The 16,787-nt window shown below is 55.9% G+C and carries 12 protein-coding genes; 6 read left to right on the forward strand and 6 right to left on the reverse strand.

The window, feature by feature from the left end:
* Positions 1–111 precede the first annotated feature (111 nt).
* Entirely contained in the window at positions 112–1,758 is a 1,647-nt protein-coding gene (fumA, locus tag AC6I8J_RS20440) for a class I fumarate hydratase FumA (RefSeq protein ID WP_222925866.1), read from the forward strand.
* A gap of 371 nt (positions 1,759–2,129) precedes the next feature.
* Here fumA and AC6I8J_RS20445 read toward each other — a convergent pair whose 3' ends face one another.
* Complete coding sequence (locus AC6I8J_RS20445; RefSeq protein WP_222925801.1) at positions 2,130–2,786, reverse strand: SDR family oxidoreductase; 657 nt, start codon at positions 2,784–2,786, stop codon at positions 2,130–2,132.
* A gap of 89 nt (positions 2,787–2,875) precedes the next feature.
* A complete protein-coding gene (locus tag AC6I8J_RS20450) occupies positions 2,876–3,943 on the reverse strand; it encodes an SDR family oxidoreductase (RefSeq protein WP_222925802.1) in 1,068 nt (355 codons plus the stop codon).
* 100 nt (positions 3,944–4,043) lie between these two features.
* Between AC6I8J_RS20450 and AC6I8J_RS20455 the strand changes: the two genes are divergently transcribed.
* The 4 genes from AC6I8J_RS20455 to iolG all read left to right on the forward strand — a co-directional run bounded on the left by AC6I8J_RS20455 (position 4,044) and on the right by iolG (position 8,655).
* Positions 4,044–4,946 carry a LysR family transcriptional regulator gene (locus AC6I8J_RS20455; RefSeq protein WP_260058484.1) on the forward strand — a complete coding sequence of 301 codons (903 nt, stop codon included), beginning with the start codon at positions 4,044–4,046 and terminating at the stop codon, positions 4,944–4,946.
* A gap of 320 nt (positions 4,947–5,266) precedes the next feature.
* Positions 5,267–6,709 (forward strand): sugar porter family MFS transporter, encoded by a 1,443-nt coding sequence (locus tag AC6I8J_RS20460; RefSeq protein WP_161736163.1) that lies wholly within the window; start codon positions 5,267–5,269, stop codon positions 6,707–6,709.
* 98 nt (positions 6,710–6,807) lie between these two features.
* The gene (locus AC6I8J_RS20465; protein WP_305884798.1) at positions 6,808–7,635 is read left to right on the forward strand and encodes a TIM barrel protein; all 828 of its coding nucleotides are present in this window, start codon (positions 6,808–6,810) and stop codon (positions 7,633–7,635) included.
* A 9-nt stretch (positions 7,636–7,644) separates the two neighbouring features.
* The gene (gene iolG, locus AC6I8J_RS20470) at positions 7,645–8,655 is read left to right on the forward strand and encodes a bifunctional inositol 2-dehydrogenase/D-chiro-inositol 1-dehydrogenase (RefSeq protein WP_497825789.1); all 1,011 of its coding nucleotides are present in this window, start codon (positions 7,645–7,647) and stop codon (positions 8,653–8,655) included.
* A gap of 135 nt (positions 8,656–8,790) precedes the next feature.
* Here the strand turns inward: iolG and yfiB are convergent, their stop codons facing one another.
* From yfiB to malT, 4 genes are all read right to left on the reverse strand, one after another.
* Positions 8,791–9,264, reverse strand: coding sequence for an outer membrane lipoprotein YfiB (gene yfiB / locus AC6I8J_RS20475; protein WP_260058481.1), 474 nt, complete (start codon positions 9,262–9,264; stop codon positions 8,791–8,793).
* A gap of 2 nt (positions 9,265–9,266) precedes the next feature.
* On the reverse strand, positions 9,267–10,475 hold the full coding sequence (dgcN, locus tag AC6I8J_RS20480) for a diguanylate cyclase DgcN/YfiN (RefSeq protein ID WP_222925806.1): 1,209 nt from the start codon (positions 10,473–10,475) through the stop codon (positions 9,267–9,269).
* 1 nt (position 10,476) lies between these two features.
* The gene (gene yfiR / locus AC6I8J_RS20485) at positions 10,477–11,037 is read right to left on the reverse strand and encodes a regulatory sequestration protein YfiR (protein WP_161736168.1); all 561 of its coding nucleotides are present in this window, start codon (positions 11,035–11,037) and stop codon (positions 10,477–10,479) included.
* 360 nt (positions 11,038–11,397) lie between these two features.
* Positions 11,398–14,100 (reverse strand): HTH-type transcriptional regulator MalT, encoded by a 2,703-nt coding sequence (gene malT / locus AC6I8J_RS20490; RefSeq protein ID WP_161736169.1) that lies wholly within the window; start codon positions 14,098–14,100, stop codon positions 11,398–11,400.
* Between the two features lie 282 nt (positions 14,101–14,382).
* Between malT and malP the strand changes: the two genes are divergently transcribed.
* Complete coding sequence (gene malP, locus AC6I8J_RS20495; RefSeq protein ID WP_480343387.1) at positions 14,383–16,785, forward strand: maltodextrin phosphorylase; 2,403 nt, start codon at positions 14,383–14,385, stop codon at positions 16,783–16,785.
* The last annotated feature ends 2 nt before the right edge of the window (positions 16,786–16,787 follow it).

Below are 16,787 nucleotides of genomic sequence, written 5' to 3' on the forward strand. Positions count from 1 at the left end.
ACTTCCCCGCTGCACCCGCAGCGGGGAAGCATAATAAACAATGAATTCGCCTATGATGTTGCGCCCCGCAGCCTGCCCGCGGAGGTTCAGCCGGTCATTAAGTGAGAAAAAATGTCGAACAAACCTTTTGTCTATCAGAACCCTTTTCCGCTGTCCCACGAAGATACTGAATACTACTTGCTGACTCGGGAGCATGTCTCGGTCGCCGAGTTTGAGGGTCAGGAGATCCTTAAAGTCGACCCGCAGGCGCTGACCTTGCTGAGCCAGCAGGCGTTCCACGACGCCTCTTTCATGCTGCGTCCGGCCCACCAGCAGCAGGTGGCTTCTATCCTTAATGACCCGGAAGCCAGCGACAATGACAAATATGTCGCCCTGCAGTTTTTAAGAAACTCTGAAATTGCCGCCAAAGGCGTGCTGCCGACCTGTCAGGATACCGGCACCGCGATCATCATGGGCAAAAAGGGCCAGCGCGTCTGGACCGGCGGTGGCGACGAGGCCGCGCTGTCACAGGGTATCTACAACACCTACATCGAAGATAACCTGCGCTATTCACAGAATGCCGCGCTGGATATGTACAAAGAGGTGAACACCGGCACTAACCTGCCGGCGCAGATCGACCTCTACAGCGTCGATGGCGATGAGTATAAATTCCTCTGTATCGCCAAAGGTGGCGGCTCCGCTAACAAAACCTATCTCTATCAGGAAACCAAAGCGCTGCTGAGCCCCGGCAAGCTGAAAAATTACCTGGTGGATAAGATGCGTACCCTCGGCACCGCAGCCTGCCCGCCTTACCATATTGCGTTTGTTATCGGCGGCACCTCGGCTGAAAGCACCCTGAAAACCGTTAAGCTCGCCTCGACGCACTATTACGACGGCTTACCGACTGAAGGCAACGAGCACGGTCAGGCTTTCCGTGACGTTCAGCTTGAGCAGGAGCTGCTGGAAGCGGCGCAGCAGCTCGGCCTTGGCGCGCAGTTTGGCGGCAAATATTTCGCGCACGACATCCGCGTGGTGCGTCTGCCGCGTCACGGCGCGTCATGCCCGATCGGCATGGGCGTCTCCTGCTCGGCTGACCGTAATATTAAAGCGAAGATTAACCGCGAAGGTATCTGGATTGAAAAGCTGGAAGCCAACCCAGGTCGCCTGATCCCGGAAGCGCTGCGTCAGCAGGGTGAAGGTGAGGTGTTGCAGGTTGATCTTAACCGTCCAATGGAGCAGATTCTGGCGCAGCTTTCTGCGTATCCGGTCTCTACCCGCCTGTCACTGACCGGCACCATTATCGTGGCGCGTGACATTGCTCATGCCAAACTCAAAGAGCGCATCGATAACGGCGAAGGATTACCGCAGTACATAAAGGATCATCCGGTCTATTACGCCGGTCCGGCCAAAACGCCCGAAGGTTATGCGTCTGGTTCACTCGGCCCGACCACCGCAGGCCGCATGGACTCCTACGTCGATCTGCTGCAGGCTCACGGCGGCAGCAAAATCATGCTGGCAAAAGGCAACCGCAGCCAGCAGGTGACGGATGCCTGTCATAAACATGGCGGCTTCTATCTGGGCAGCATCGGTGGCCCGGCCGCGGTGCTGGCGCAGCAGAGCATCAAAAGTCTGGAATGCGTGGAGTATCCGGAGCTGGGAATGGAAGCGATCTGGAAAATCGAGGTGGAGAACTTCCCTGCCTTTATCCTGGTCGATGACAAAGGTAACGACTTCTTCCAGCACATTGAGCGCGCGCACTGCGCGAAATGCGTGAAGTAAAAGCTGCGTCAGATAAGAAAAAAGCCCCGGTCTCGGGGCTTTTTTGTAATGCGGACTGACAGATTTAAGGACCGGATGGCTGTAAGAGTAAGCATGCGCAGGGAACGGACTCCCAACGCAATATAAATCCAGCAGCAACTTTTTAGCCCGGCGCATAGCGACAATGAAAGCAGCATAAATCTGACAGCAACACCTTAGCTTAACGCGCAGGAAACACGCTCGGCCCGCGCCAGGACGGCGCGGGCCGAGCGTGCCATGGATGGTGGCTTTTGCGTCTTTCCGATCTGACCGCGTTTCCTGAGCAGCCTCGATCAAAGCGCGAACCCAGCCCTACCTTCCCAGGTAAACTAAAGCGCCGCTATCGGACCCTGTTAACCGCGCTGCAACCGCTGCAACGCCATATCGATCTGCACCTCACCTTTGGTGAGTTCGATAATCTGATACTTAATCGCCGGATTCTCAATCAGACCGACCAGCGTCGCTGCCACATCTTCGCGCGGGATCTCACCATAGGGGATCGCCAGATCTGCATGCACCCGACCCGTACCAGCCTCATCGGTCAGCGTGCCAGGCCGCAGGATCACCCACTCCAGCTTGCTCGCCACCAGTTCCACATCCGCCAGGCGTTTCACCCGCATATAGTTCTCAAATCCCTCAGACGGCGTTTTACCGCGGCCCGCATCCGGAAAAGCGGATACCAGCATAAAGCGTGACACGCCAGCCTGCTCTGCGGCGGCGACCGCCAGCTTCAGCCCTTCACCGTCAATGGCATTGGTCAGCGCGATACCGGCACCGCCCGCACCCGCTGTAAAGACCGCCACGTCGTGACCGGCCATCAACTCTGCCAGCGCCGTCACGCTCAGCTGCTGAATATCGCCCGCGACAGGCTTAGCGCCTGCGGCCTGCAGGGACTCAGCCTGTTCCGGCTTGCGGTGCATTGCCGTGACAGTGTGGCCTTTGTTGCTCAGCTGACGGGTCAGCTTTTGGCCAACCTTACCTGCCGCCCCGATAATGAAACATGTCGCCATAGGATTCACTCCTCCATTCACTGATTAGGTGTCAGAGTATAGCTATCTGCCAGAAACGAAACAGGCGCCTGATGCGGCGCCTGCTGGGTTTATTTCGGGATGACTTTTTCCGCTTTCAGCTTATCAAACAGCTGTGTAAAGGAGTCCAGCGTACTGCGATAGCCGGTAAAGCCCGCTTTGCGGCTCTTACTCATGTCGGTAAAGGCTTCCATCGGACGACCCAGGTCGGCATCGGTATGCCACCACGAGGCCAGCTTAGTCACATCGGCCTCACGCAGCTGATGCTGCTCTGCTATTGCCCGCCATGCGCTCTCAGCTTCCTGCATGCGATCTTCCAGCGGCATCATCTTCGCCGGGTAGTCTGCAGCTTCGATACCGAAATAGTCAGCCAGTTTTGGCCACATCCAGTTCCAGCGGAACACATCGCCATTTACCGCGTTGAAATCCTGATTAGCGGCGTTTGGTGACGTTGCCGCCCAATGCAATTGCTCGGCCAGCAGACCCGCATCGGTCATATCAGCGACACCATTCCACTGCTCTGGCGAACCCGGGAAGATAAACGGCCAGCCCTTCTCTTTGCACAGCGTCGCATAAACCGCCAGCGTCTGTCCCATGTTCATCGCATTGCCTACGGCATAGCCGATGATGGTATGCGGACGGTGCACGCTCCAGCGATAGTCATACTTATCTGCGCCCGCGAACACTTCATCTTCCTGCGCATAATAAAAGTTATCGACCGGCTGACGCCCCTGCTCTTCACGGAACGGCGTAACCGGCACGGCGCCTTTACCGTAGGCTTCAAACGGACCCAGATAGTGCTTCAGTCCGGTCACCAGCGCGACGTGCGAACCTTTGAGGCGTTCACCGAGTGCTTCAATCACATTGCGAACCATGCCGCCGTTGACGCGGATATTCTCTTTCTCATTTTCCTGACGCGCCCAGACGCTGAAAAACAGCGCATCCGGTTTTACCTCTTTCAGTGCTTCACGGACAGCCTCTGCATCGGTCAGATCGGCTGTCAGGCTGGTTGCGCCTTCAGGTACGGCACCACGTCCGCGTGACAGGCCACTGACCTGCCAGCCTTCCTGCTGTAATTTATCTGCCAGTGCGCGACCAATAACGCCGCTGATGCCCACAATTAAAGCGTGCTTTTTCATTTGATTTCTCCTCGTTTTGCGTAATGCTAAGCCTAATAGAGAATTCAGTTCTTATCTCTGGCATTTATTCACAGCATTCTCAACCTGAGTTCACTAATCGATGCACGATCATCGCCTTAAAGATATTCTCCCGTTTGTCGCCAGCGTGGAGTGTGGCAGCTTTACCGCCGCGGCTGAACGTCTGCACGTGACCGGCTCGGCGGTCAGCAAGAGCATCAGCCGACTGGAAGCGCGCTTAGGCTCGCGGCTGCTGGAGCGCACCACGCGTAGCCTGAATCTGACCGACGCGGGCAGCGCCTATTATCAGACCTGTCTGCGGGTGCTGGAGGATCTGGCCGAAGCCGAGGCGGTACTGGCGGCTCAGCGCACCATTCCTTCCGGCCGGCTGCGTCTGGCGGTGCCCACCACCTATGGCCGCCTCAACGTCATGCCGCTGCTGATGCCCTTCTGCCAGCAAAATCCAGAGCTGGCACTGAGCCTGAGTTTGTCCGATCGCTTTGTTGACCTGTTTGAGGAAGGCGTGGATGTGGCGGTGCGGATCGGCGGTGCACCCGACCTTCCCGCGTCGCTGGGCTGGCGTAACATGGGTCGCGAGAAGATGCAGTTCTGTGCCTCTCCCGCTTATCTGGCCCGGGAAGGCCGTCCTGAAAATGAAGCAGCGCTGCTGAACCATCCCGCCATTCTTTATGAGCGTGTGGATGGCACAACCAAACCCTGGCTATTTACCACCGAAGATGGACAGCCCCACTGGCGCGACGTGCCCTACCGGCTGGCGCTGGGCGACGTCGATGCACAGCTTCAGGCAGTCATTGCCGGGCTGGGTGTCGCGCAGATGCCCTCATGGTTGATTCAGCGCGCCGTGGCCGCCAGTGAACTGGAAATTATTATGCCGCAGTTACAGCCCGACGGGCTGACGCTGAGCGTGGTGTGGCCACGCCGCAAACAGTTCCTGCCAAAAGTGGACGCGCTATTATCAGCGCTAAACGCCCTGGCCATTCGCTGACACCGGCCTGTTTTTTTGACTGCGGTTGGGATGTTTCATCCTGACCCTTTTTATTTTCTTTTTGCCGCCGTGCATTCCTGACTGTTCTGCCCCGTCTGAAATACCCCCAATCTGTTATTCCCCCAAATAATCCCTTTAACTTCAAAGGGCTTATTTGGGATTTGATGGAATCCCATCAAAATAAAAAACGCGAAAGGCTTGAGCTCACATAATGAAAACTAAGTTTCAAATATAATTTAACCCGAAATAAAAATATCAGTAGGGTGATGGCTTCTTCATGTTCTGACGTTTTGTCTTTGTTGTTATTGCCAGGAGTATTCATGGAAAAAGAACTTTATATCTCGTCGAACCCGGCCTCCGGTCCAAATAGCGCCACCCGCACCGAGCCTTTTGTGAAGATTATTGCGCTGGTTGCTACCCTGGGTGGATTGCTGTTTGGTTATGACACCGGCGTGGTTTCGGGCGCGTTACTGTTTATGCGTGGCGATTTGCATCTTACCCCGTTTACCACCGGGCTGGTCACCAGCTCCCTGCTGTTTGGTGCCGCCTTCGGCGCGCTGGCTGCCGGTCATCTGGCGGATGGCCTCGGCAGACGCCGCATCATCATTGCGCTGGCGCTGATCTTCGCCTTTGGCGCTGTCGGCTCGGCGCTGGCGCCTGATGTCACCTGGATGATCGCTTCTCGCCTGTTCCTGGGCTTTGCCGTGGGCGGTGCTGCCGCGACCGTGCCGGTCTACATCGCAGAAATCGCCCCCGCCAATAAACGTGGCCAGCTGGTCACCCTGCAGGAACTGATGATCGTCAGCGGTCAGCTGCTGGCGTATATCTCCAATGCCACCTTTAACGATATCTGGGGCGGCGAAAATACCTGGCGCTGGATGCTGGCGCTGTCGATTGTTCCCGCCGCTCTGCTCTGGATCGGCATGATATTTATGCCTGAAACCCCGCGCTGGCACGTAATGAAAGGTCGCAGTCAGGCAGCGCGTGAGGTGCTGGAAAAAACCCGCGCCGCTGAAGATGTGGAGTGGGAACTGGAAGAGATTGAAGAAACCATCGAAGAGAACCGGCAGCGAGGTAAAGGCCGCCTGCGCGATCTCGCGACGCCATGGCTGATGAAAATCTTCCTGCTGGGCGTGGGCATCGCTGCGATTCAGCAGCTGACTGGCGTCAATACCATTATGTATTACGCACCTACTATGCTGACCGCAGCCGGACTCAGCAACGATGCCGCGCTGTTTGCCACCATTGCGAATGGTGTGATTTCGGTAGTGATGACACTGGTGGGTATCTGGTTAATCGGCAAAACGGGACGTCGCCCGCTGGTATTAATCGGTCAGATGGGCTGCACCTGCTGCCTGTTCTTTATCGGGCTGGTCTGCTGGCTGATGCCGGAATACCTCAACGGCACGGTCAACCTGCTGCGGGCTTATCTGGTGCTGGCGGGCATGTTGATGTTTCTCTGCTTCCAGCAGGGCGCATTGTCACCGGTCACCTGGCTGTTGCTGTCGGAAATCTTCCCCGCCCGGATGCGTGGCATCTGTATGGGTGGCGCGGTCTTCTCACTGTGGATCGCCAATTTCGCCATCTCCATGGCCTTCCCGCTGTTATTAGCCGCGTTTGGTCTGGCGGGTGCCTTCTTTATATTCGCCCTGATTGGCATCGGCGGCTCTGTATTTGTTGTGAAGTTTATTCCCGAGACCCGGGGAAGAAGTCTTGAGCAGGTCGAGCACTATTTCTATGCGCTTTATAACGGCAAAAAATAACCTTTGCATGCTCTGTGTTAAATAAATAACGGCCCGTGTCATGAGGCATGACGACCCGACCGCCCTTAGCACCTCACCAATAATTTAAGGAAATCGTTATGAGCCTGAATATTCCCAATGCGCGCTTTTGCGTTAATCGTAAAATAGCGCCCAGCCTGAGTATCCCGCAGTTTTTTAAACTGGTCAGCCAGCTCGGTATTCATAATGTCGAACTGCGCAATGATATGCCCAGCGGACGCGTTACCGACGATCTCAGCGGCGATGAGGTAAAAGCGCTGGCGCATGAGTCAGGCATCCGGATTGTTACCATCAATGCGCTCTACCCGTTCAACCAGCTGAATGAAGAGGTGCTGCAACGCGCCCGCCAGCTGTTAAGCGATGCGCAGGCCGTCGGCGCCGAATCGCTGGTGCTCTGCCCGCTCAACGACGGCACGCCCATCAGCGCTGCCGACACCGTAAGCGCGCTGAAAACCCTGGCCCCGCTGTTCGCTGAGGCAGGCATTCAGGGGCTGGTGGAACCGCTGGGTTTCCCGCAAAGCTCGCTGCGTTCGGCGACTCAGGCGCAGACGCTGATCCGCGAGGCGGCCGTGCCTTTCCGCTTGCTGATCGACACTTTTCATCATCATCTGTTTGAAGAGGCCGAACAGACTTTTGAGCAGGGAATCGACATTCAGCAAATCGGTCTGGTGCACCTCTCCGGTGTCACCGACCCGCGCCCGGTCAGCGAACTCACCGACGAAGAGCGCATCATGCTCAGCGCAGATGACAGATTGCGCAGTAAACAGCAGGTCGAACGCCTGGAGAAGATGGGCTACACCGGCCTTTACGCCTTTGAGCCGTTCTCCTCCGTGATGAATAGCTGGCAGGAAGCGGACATCACCCGCGAAATTCGCAACAGCATCCAGCTGTTAAACCACTCAGCGTAAGGAATCATTATGACCATTAATATTGGTGTTATCGGCACCGGCGCAATCGGCCGCGAACATATCCGCCGTTGCAGTACCGTTTTACAGAATGCGCGCGTGGTGGCACTCAACGATATCAACCGTGACAACTGCCAGCAGATTATTGACGAACTGACGCCGGAAGCGCGCATTTATGACAATGCGATTGATCTGATCAACGACCCACAGGTTAACGCGGTGCTGGTTACCTCCTGGGGCCCGACGCATGAAGCCTTTGTGCTGGCCTGTATTGAGGCGGGTAAAGCAGTATTCTGCGAAAAACCGCTGGCGGTCACCGCGCACGGCTGTATAAACATTGTGGAAGCAGAAATTAAGGCAGGACGTCAGCTGGTGCAGGTCGGGTTTATGCGCCCTTACGACAGCGGCTATCGCGCACTAAAAGCGGTGATCGACAGCGGCGAGATTGGTGAGCCGCTGATGCTGCACTGCGCGCACCGTAATCCGGAAGTGGGCGACAGCTACACCACCGACATGGCGATCACTGACACGCTGATCCACGAACTTGATGTGCTGCGCTGGCTGCTGAATGATGACTATGCCAGCGTGCAGGTGATCTTCCCGCGTAAAACCCGTAAGGCGTCGTCCCACCTGCATGACCCGCAGATCGTGCTGCTGGAGACTATCAAAGGCGCACGCATTGATGTCGAAATTTTCGTGAACTGTGAATATGGTTACGACATTCAGTGTGAAGTAGTGGGTGAAAGCGGCATTGCCCGCCTGCCGGAGCCGGTCTCTGTGCAACTGCGCAGCGCGGCTAAGCTCTCCACCACCATTCTGACGGACTGGAAAAAGCGCTTTATCGATGCGTATGACGTGGAGTTGCAGGCCTTTATCAACAACGTCATCAGCGGCGAGATGACCGGTCCCTCCGCGTGGGATGGCTATGCCGCTGCCGTCGCCGCCGATGCCTGCGTCGTGGCGCAAACGTCTGGCGGGATCGTGCCGGTTGCTATGCCAGCCAGACCAGCCTTTTATCGCTGACAGGCAAAATGCACGGTGGATCCCACCGTGCACGTCCCTATCCCGCCCCCCTTTTCAGCGACGCTTCCCGCTATAGGTAATCAGGCGATCCGCTATGTTTAATGCGGGCCGCAAAATTACGCGGCCGCTGAATAATTACGGCGCGGTGATGACAATAGCCACGCGCCGGTTCTGCGCACGTCCCTGCGCGCTATTGTTGCTGGCAACCGGTGCACTCATGCCCAGGCCACGCGTCATAACATTTTCACGCGGTATCGCCGCGCCTTCCGCCCACTGAGCCGCGACCGCGTTTGCTCTTTTCAACGACAGCTGCTGATTATAATCCGGTTTGCCGTAATTATCGGTATGCCCGTCGATGCGCACATGCTCAATACCGGTCGACGCCAGACTTTTCGCCATTCCCCGAATGGTGAGCTTACTCGAGGGTGTCAGCTCTGATTCATTTACACCAAACAGGATCTTATCAGATAAGCCTAATCCCCAGCCTTCCAGGTTCTGCGTGAATCCGGCGCTTTTCATCGCTGCGATTTGCGCGTCGCTAAAACGCGCTTTCGACTGACAACCGACCAGCGCCAGAGTAACCAATAGCAGGGAAAGGTTTTTCTTCATATTTACGCCCTATTTATTCGCTTGTTTTTGTACATATTCATATCGGCACGTTCGAGGATCGATTCAACCGTATCGCCAGGTCGTGACCAGGCGTAGCCAATAGTCACCGAAGTTGTAACCGGCATGTCATCCGTAATAAGGATGCGTTCCCCAATGGTGTCATTAATGCGCTGCATGAGCTGCTGTAACTGCGCCTCACTCGTCCGGCTGTTGACCAGCATGGCAAATTCATCGCCCCCTAATCGTGCGACTACATCCTGTTCAGTCGCCAGCGATAAAAGACGCGATCCTATCGCTTTTAATACCTCATCCCCGGCGGCATGGCCCCAGTTATCATTGATGCTCTTGAAGCGATCGCCATCCAGAAACAACAGCGCAAAGCGCTCGTGATCGTCTGGCTGGTCAAGGCGCTGTGTCAGGCGAGCAGAGAAGGCGCTGCGGTTGGCAAGACCGGTCAGCGGATCGGACAGGGCTTTAGCTGCCAGCGAGCGATTGTCACGCATCAGCGACGCCTTCAGTGATTGCATTTCCATCAGCAGGGAGTTGAGGTCATCTGAAAAGAGCTGAAATTCTCTGATTGGGCCACCCGGAATACGCAGGGAAAAATCACCCGAATGAATGACATAGTGAATCGAACTGGTAATGGTACGCAGTGTCGCAATCATACCCCGATGCAGAAACTCACTCAGCATCAGCGAGATAATCAGTACGCAGAGCATCCCTATGGAGAGAATCATGAATGAGTATTGAAGGAAACTCACCGCGCCGGTTACGGTCCCTTCCAGCATTAGCGTACCAACAGCCACGTCAGCATGAAGAATCTCAACGTTAAGTGGTTTGTGATAAATCCACTCACGCAGCAACCGCGAAAACCAGCCCGTCTGTTCCCGCTGTGCATTCCACTGGACCAGAACCAGCTGATCCCGTGTAACCAGCTTCGCAGAAGCGTACATGCCTTCATTGCCAAGCCGTTCGATTTTATTACGTGCATCGTAGCTATCGGCAAAAACGGTTGCCGCGGTGAGCGTGGTACTTAGCGTCGAGCCGATTAATTCGAGGTTTCGTTTCTCATAATTTTTAATAAAAAGCAGCGACGTCGATGAGAGCAACAGCCAGCACAACAGTAATATCACCGCCGAATTGATGGTGCTTATTTTGCGCAGTTTATTGCGGATGGATGATTTATCGTGCTTTAGTTTATCGAATTTCATTTCATTCACTTCCCTCGCGGGAGAGCAAAAGCACATCCGGATTCACTCTGACACCGCTTCTGGCAAGTGAATCGAGATTAACGGAAAAATGCGTATGGTCCGGTTGAAAAATCAGACAAAAAGCGGCGCCCAGCGTGCATTCCGCATTGTTCTCTGCAAGGGTAAGCACCGCTCTTCCCTTCAGCTTCTCAATAATGTCCACCTGCTGCTGCGGTGTCTGATCGCCGAAATAAATGGCATCGCATCGATGCATTGCAGAATCACCTGCACCCGCAAGATAGAGAACGGTGAATGTCGCGGCCGCAGCGGCGCTATTTTCCGGCAAAGAGAGATGGCGTGCTGAAGTAAAAACACATAATTCAGGCGGCCTGTTTAAATTTTGCCAGTGAGTGAAACTGATGATGCCGCTAACGATACGATTAGCTTTGTCATCTTTTGTCCCGGCCAGCGCAATAGGGGGATGAAGAAACAGCAGAATAAGTAGCGCCAGGGCGAGCTGGCAGATGCGGCGCAGCAGAAGCAGCACATCGACATTATGATGCAGGTGATATTTATGGGTCATACTGCGTTCCGGTAATACTACGCACGGCAGGAGAGTTGAATAAGCGCGCAAATATTAACATAGCGCTGGTTACGCTTGCACACAGAATTTTCTTAGCTATAGATCATTCTGCTTATACTTTCAGACAGGTTCATTCACGGAATATTCGTTGGTCGTAACAGCTTCTGATAGCGAACGCCGACGGAGAATTACCTTACTTCACCGGCTTTTTCTGGTGGGTGATAACGTCTCTCTTTTGGTAAAGCAATTCGCCAGGCTTTTCGTTTCAAGGCGCAGACTGGATAAAGACGCCTGTAATAACGTGATGCTGATAATGCATCGCCAGCGATATTCCGCAATTAACCTGTCCAACCAATACCCTCAAACATACCCCATCATTTTCAGAAGCGACTGCACCTGATTCATCGCTTCGCTACGATGTGACACGCCCAGTTTCTGATAGAGATTACGGATATGGGTTTTGATCGTGGTTGACGCTACCGCCAGCTCACCGGCAATTTGATCGTTGCTGTAGCCCGAATAGATTAACCCCAGCACCTGCCATTCGCGCTGCGTCAGCGGGCTGGTGCGAATCAGCTCCGGCACGTCAGGATGGTTAAGCAACCGGCTGACAAAACCTTCATCGAAATGGGCGAACTTGTGACGGTGATATTTGTTGATCTCCAGCAGGATGCGGCGGGCGCGGTGGTTGTCCAGCTCATTCAGGGTATTAAGCTGTATCAGCTGCCGCAGTTGCTGCGCCATCATCTCGCCTTCAATGACAAAATGGCTGATAAAGCCCGTGCTGCGCGCCAGTTTCAGCGCCTCAATCAGCACGCGCTGCGCCTCCGCTTTGCGGTCAGTCTGCCAGTAGATCTGATTGAGCAGCAGCAGATTACGGTTTAAATCGCTCATCAGGCGCAGGGCGCGGGCATTCTCATTCAGCTCCTCCAGCACCACTTCCGCCTGGCTGACATCACCCAGCAGAATCTGCGCGCGGGCGATGTTACGCCACTGTCCCTGCAGAAAATGGTTGTTGGCGAAGGCGGGTTTAGGTGTCTGCCGCATCCAGTCGCGGGCGTTCTGACTGTCGCCCGTCATCTGCCAGTAAATCACCCGGACTTTATCGGCATTGGCGATCCAGTCGCTGTGCCAGTTGCCGTTGTTCAGCAGGTTTTCCAGCCGGTTCAGATAGCTGCGGGCATTATCAATATTGCCGCGCGCCAGCGAGCACTGCACCAGCAATCCCAGACACTGAATCTGCTGCTGCGGCTGGTAACCATTCAGCACCTTGATGCCTTCGCGCGCCGCCTGTTCCGCCTCTTCCAGACGGCCCCAGGCCCACAGCAGCTGAGCGCGAATGCGCAGCAGAAACTCATGCAGCGGGAACTGTGCCAGATGCTGCTCTTCCACCAGCACAAAGGCGCGGCTCTGGATCTCCCAGGCGGCCTGCAAAAAGCCCTGCGCAAACAGGATTTCGCTCTGCTGAATCAGGCTCCAGAGCGCGTAGTGCCATATTTCATCGCGACGCGCCATCTGTTCGGTCTGCCGCATCAGCTTGAGTGAGTCGTCCAGTTCGCCTTTGCAGTGCATCACCTCGCCATGCACCGAAGTTGCCACAATGCGGCTGTAGTGACGGCTGGTGGGCAGAGTATCGAGCGCCACTTTCGCCAGCCGCTCCGCTTCATCGGTATTGCCATCGTTGATCGCCACCTGAGCGCGCAATGCATTAAATTCACCGCGCAGTGCCGCATCTATCTCGCAGTGGCTGGCCTGCTCAAAACGCGCCAGCAGGCTGTCGACTTCTGAAAAGCGATGCTGAGTCTGCATCAGCCACGCCTGCAATAGCACCAGCATCGGGTTGTCGAGCATCATCTCCCACGGCAGCGCTTTTAAAGAGTTCTCCAGCAGCGGCAGCTCGCTCTGATTAAACAGCGTCCAGGCGTGCTTCAGCAGCACGTCCCGCAGCATGGTAGCGTCGCCTGAGGCAAGCGCATGGTGAATCGCCTCGCCCGGAAAGCCCTGCGCCATCCAGCTCTCGGCTGCGGCTCGATGCAGCGCAGGCAGCTCCGCCGCCAGTTCCCACTGACAGCGCTGACGCAGGAAGTTGCCGAACAGCGGATGGTAGCTGAACCAGCAGCCGGAATCGTCCATACGCTGCAGAAACAGTCCCTGTCGCTCAATCTCCTCCAGCCGCATCTGACCGTTCTCTTCACGGGTCACGCAGGCGATCAGTTCATCATTCATTGAGCGCAGCAGCGCGGTTTTCAATAAAAAATGGCGGGTCGGCAGATCGACGTTATCCAGCACCTCTTCCACCAGATAGTCGGCGAGATGGCTGGCATTAATGCCCGAGAGACGTCGGGCGGAATGCTGAGCCGAACTGGCTCCCTGACGTGCCGACAAGACAATCAGCTGCAGCGCCGTTGCCCAGCCTGCGACATCATCACAGAGGCGACTGCTCTCTTCGCTTTCAAGCGGGGCCGCCAGACGGCAATCAAAAAACTGGCGCGCTTCCTGATGGGTGAACGCCAGCTGCTGGCTGCCCAGTTCGATCAATTGCTCACGCACCCGCAGGTTCGCGATACCGAGCTGCGGCAGGTTACGTGACATCAGAATCAGGGTCAGATTTTCAGGCTGATGACGCAGGAAAAAGCGCATCGCGTCGTGAATGACCGGGTTGGTGATCAGATGGTAGTCATCAACAATCAGCCAAAGCGGCTGCTGCCACTCCACCAGCTCGATAAAGAGCTGTGAAAACAGCGCATTGAGATTCACATATTGCCGCTTCTGCGCCAGCAGCTCACTGCGGGGACAGCCGCCGTGCGTCGCCTGTTGCAGTGCCGCGATCAGGTAATCGGCGAAGCGTTCCGGCTGATTATCGCCCTCATCCAGAGAAACCCAGCCCAGGTCGCTTTTCCCCGCCGCCCATTGCGATACCAGTGTGGTTTTACCGTAGCCCGCCGGACTGGTCACCAGCACCAGCCGATAGTTACCGGCAGCGGTGAGCTTTTGCAGCAATCTCTCGCGGATTACGGTGCCTTCAAGACGCACCGGGCGACTGAGTTTGGCGGGTATTAACATGGGCGCACGTTTCTCCATTTGTCGAGCGCATCATTATTTTACGCTTCGTAATTATTCCTTACACAGGTTCAGCATTTCGTCAGATGAATGCAAGCAAACCCATTAATTAAACTTTACAAAAGCGTGCGCAATCACACTCCTGCGACGATTTCGGATTAGCCTCATCCTCTCCACCCTCCCTATCCTCCTGCCCTAATTCTTTTCAGGAGGATGAGCAATGATTTCCGCCTGGGCAGACTGTCGGCACATTGATCCATTTTCTGTTTTTACAGGACATCAACCATGACACAGCCCGATTTCAACCCGACTCAGTTCAACGCTGCCCTGACCCGTCAGTGGCAGCGTTTTGGCCTGCGCAATGCGCAGGAGATGACCCACGCACAATGGTGGCAGGCACTTAGCGGTGCGCTGGCCGATATGCTGGCCGCACAACCCGCTCGCCCGGCCCCGACAGATCTCCGCCATGTTAACTACCTGTCGATGGAGTTTCTGATCGGTCGCCTGACCGGCAACAACCTGCTGAACCTGGGCTGGTATGACGCGGTTAACGACGCGCTGTCGGCCTGGAACATTTCACTGACCGACGTGCTGGAAAACGAAACGGATCCGGCGCTGGGCAACGGCGGACTCGGTCGTCTGGCCGCCTGCTTCCTGGATTCCATGGCGAATGTGGGGCAGCCTGCGACGGGCTATGGTCTGAACTATCAGTACGGACTGTTCCGCCAGCGCTTTGAACAGGGCGCACAGATTGAAGGCCCGGATGACTGGCAACGCGATTGCTACCCGTGGTTTAACCATAATGCTGCGCTCAACGTCAGCGTTGGACTGGGCGGTAAAGTGTTGACCGCTGCGGGGCAGCAGCAGTGGCAGCCGGCGTTTGAACTGGTTGGTGAAGCCTGGGATCTGCCGGTCGTTGGTTTTGAGAATGGCATCAGTCAGCCACTGCGTTTGTGGCAGGCGAAACATGCGCAGCCGTTTAATCTTAGTCGCTTCAATGACGGTGACTTTCTGCGCGCGGAGCAACAGGGCATTGATGCAGAAAAACTGACCAAAGTGCTCTATCCCAATGACAATCACCAGAACGGTAAAAAGCTGCGTCTGATGCAGCAATATTTCCAGTGCGCCTGCGCGCTGGCTGATATTCTGCGTCGTCATCATCGGGCCGGACGCAGCATCGAAACCCTGGCCGATTACGAAGTGATCCAGCTGAACGACACCCATCCGACGCTGGCAATCCCGGAACTGATGCGTCTGCTGCTGGATGAGCATCAGCTGAGCTGGGATCGCGCGTGGCAGATTACGCAACAGACCTTCGCCTATACCAACCATACCCTGATGCCGGAAGCACTGGAGTGCTGGGATGTCCGGCTGGTGCGCAGCCTGCTGCCGCGCCATATGATGATTATCAACACCCTGAACGCGCAGCTGAAAACAGCTGTCACGGCGCGCTGGCCGGATGATGAAGCAAAATGGGCGAAACTGGCGCTGGTGCATAATAACCAGTTGCGGATGGCTAACCTCTGCGTTACCAGCGGCTTTGCAGTTAACGGCGTGGCGGCGCTGCACTCGAAACTGGTGGTGCAGGATCTCTTCCCGGAATATCACCAGCTGTGGCCGGAGAAATTCCATAACGTGACCAACGGCATCACACCGCGCCGCTGGATCAATCAGTGCAACCCGGCGCTAAGTGCGCTGATCACCCGAACGCTCAACAAGCCGTGGCTGAACGATCTTGATGCCCTGCAGGGACTGGAAGCCTTTGCGGATGACGCCGCCTTCCGCGCGGAATATCGCGCCATCAAGCAGCAGAATAAGCAGGCGCTGGTCGGCTGGATCAAAAACCGTACCGATATCGAAATCGACCCCACTGCGCTGTTTGATGTGCAGATCAAACGCCTGCATGAGTACAAACGTCAGCATCTGAGCCTGCTGCACATCATTGCGCTGTGGCAGACGCTGGTCACCGATCCGCAGGCAAACCGTGCGCCGCGTGTGGTGCTGTTTGGTGCCAAAGCAGCGCCCGGTTATGCGCTGGCGAAAAACATTATCTACGCCATCAATAAAGTGGCCGGGGTGATCAATCAGGACCCGCGCATCGGCAACCGCCTGAAAGTGGTGTTTATTCCCGATTACAACGTCTCCGTTGCCGAGCGACTGATTCCCGCCGCCGATCTCTCCGAACAGATTTCTACCGCCGGTAAAGAGGCCTCCGGCACCGGTAACATGAAGCTGGCGCTTAACGGAGCGCTGACCATCGGCACACTGGATGGGGCGAACGTTGAGATCGCTGAGCAGGTCGGCAGCGAGAACATTTTTATCTTCGGACATACCGTGGAACAGGTGAAGGCGTTAAAAGCCGATGGCTATGCCCCGGCGCAGTGGCGCAAAAAAGATCCGCAGCTCAATCGGGTTTTACAGGCGCTGGAAGATGGCACCTTCAGCCAGGGTGACCTCCACGCCTTTGACGCGATGCTGCACAGCCTCGGTCCGGAAGGCGGCGATCCTTATCTGGTGCTGGCTGACTTCCAGCCCTATCTGGACGCGCAGGCGCAGGTGGAACTGCTGTGGAGCGATCAGGAGGCCTGGACCCGTGCCACCATCCTCAATACCGCGCGCTGTGGCATGTTCAGCTCCGATCGTGCGATCCGCGATTACCAGCAGCGCATCTGGCAAGCGAAACGCTAAGG

The organism is Pantoea sp. X-Soil-ISGK-355 (assembly GCF_059730805.1).

Coding starts and splice junctions, on each gene's coding strand:
- fumA (WP_222925866.1), top strand. CDS start 112: ATGTCGAACAAACCTTTTGTCTATCAGAACCCTTTTCCGCTGTCCCAC.
- yfiB (WP_260058481.1), bottom strand. CDS start 9,264: ATGAAGAAAAACCTTTCCCTGCTATTGGTTACTCTGGCGCTGGTCGGT.
- dgcN (WP_222925806.1), bottom strand. CDS start 10,475: ATGAAATTCGATAAACTAAAGCACGATAAATCATCCATCCGCAATAAA.
- malP (WP_480343387.1), top strand. CDS start 14,383: ATGACACAGCCCGATTTCAACCCGACTCAGTTCAACGCTGCCCTGACC.
- AC6I8J_RS20455 (WP_260058484.1), top strand. CDS start 4,044: ATGCACGATCATCGCCTTAAAGATATTCTCCCGTTTGTCGCCAGCGTG.
- yfiR (WP_161736168.1), bottom strand. CDS start 11,037: ATGACCCATAAATATCACCTGCATCATAATGTCGATGTGCTGCTTCTG.
- AC6I8J_RS20460 (WP_161736163.1), top strand. CDS start 5,267: ATGGAAAAAGAACTTTATATCTCGTCGAACCCGGCCTCCGGTCCAAAT.
- AC6I8J_RS20445 (WP_222925801.1), bottom strand. CDS start 2,786: ATGGCGACATGTTTCATTATCGGGGCGGCAGGTAAGGTTGGCCAAAAG.
- AC6I8J_RS20450 (WP_222925802.1), bottom strand. CDS start 3,943: ATGAAAAAGCACGCTTTAATTGTGGGCATCAGCGGCGTTATTGGTCGC.
- AC6I8J_RS20465 (WP_305884798.1), top strand. CDS start 6,808: ATGAGCCTGAATATTCCCAATGCGCGCTTTTGCGTTAATCGTAAAATA.
- iolG (WP_497825789.1), top strand. CDS start 7,645: ATGACCATTAATATTGGTGTTATCGGCACCGGCGCAATCGGCCGCGAA.
- malT (WP_161736169.1), bottom strand. CDS start 14,100: ATGTTAATACCCGCCAAACTCAGTCGCCCGGTGCGTCTTGAAGGCACC.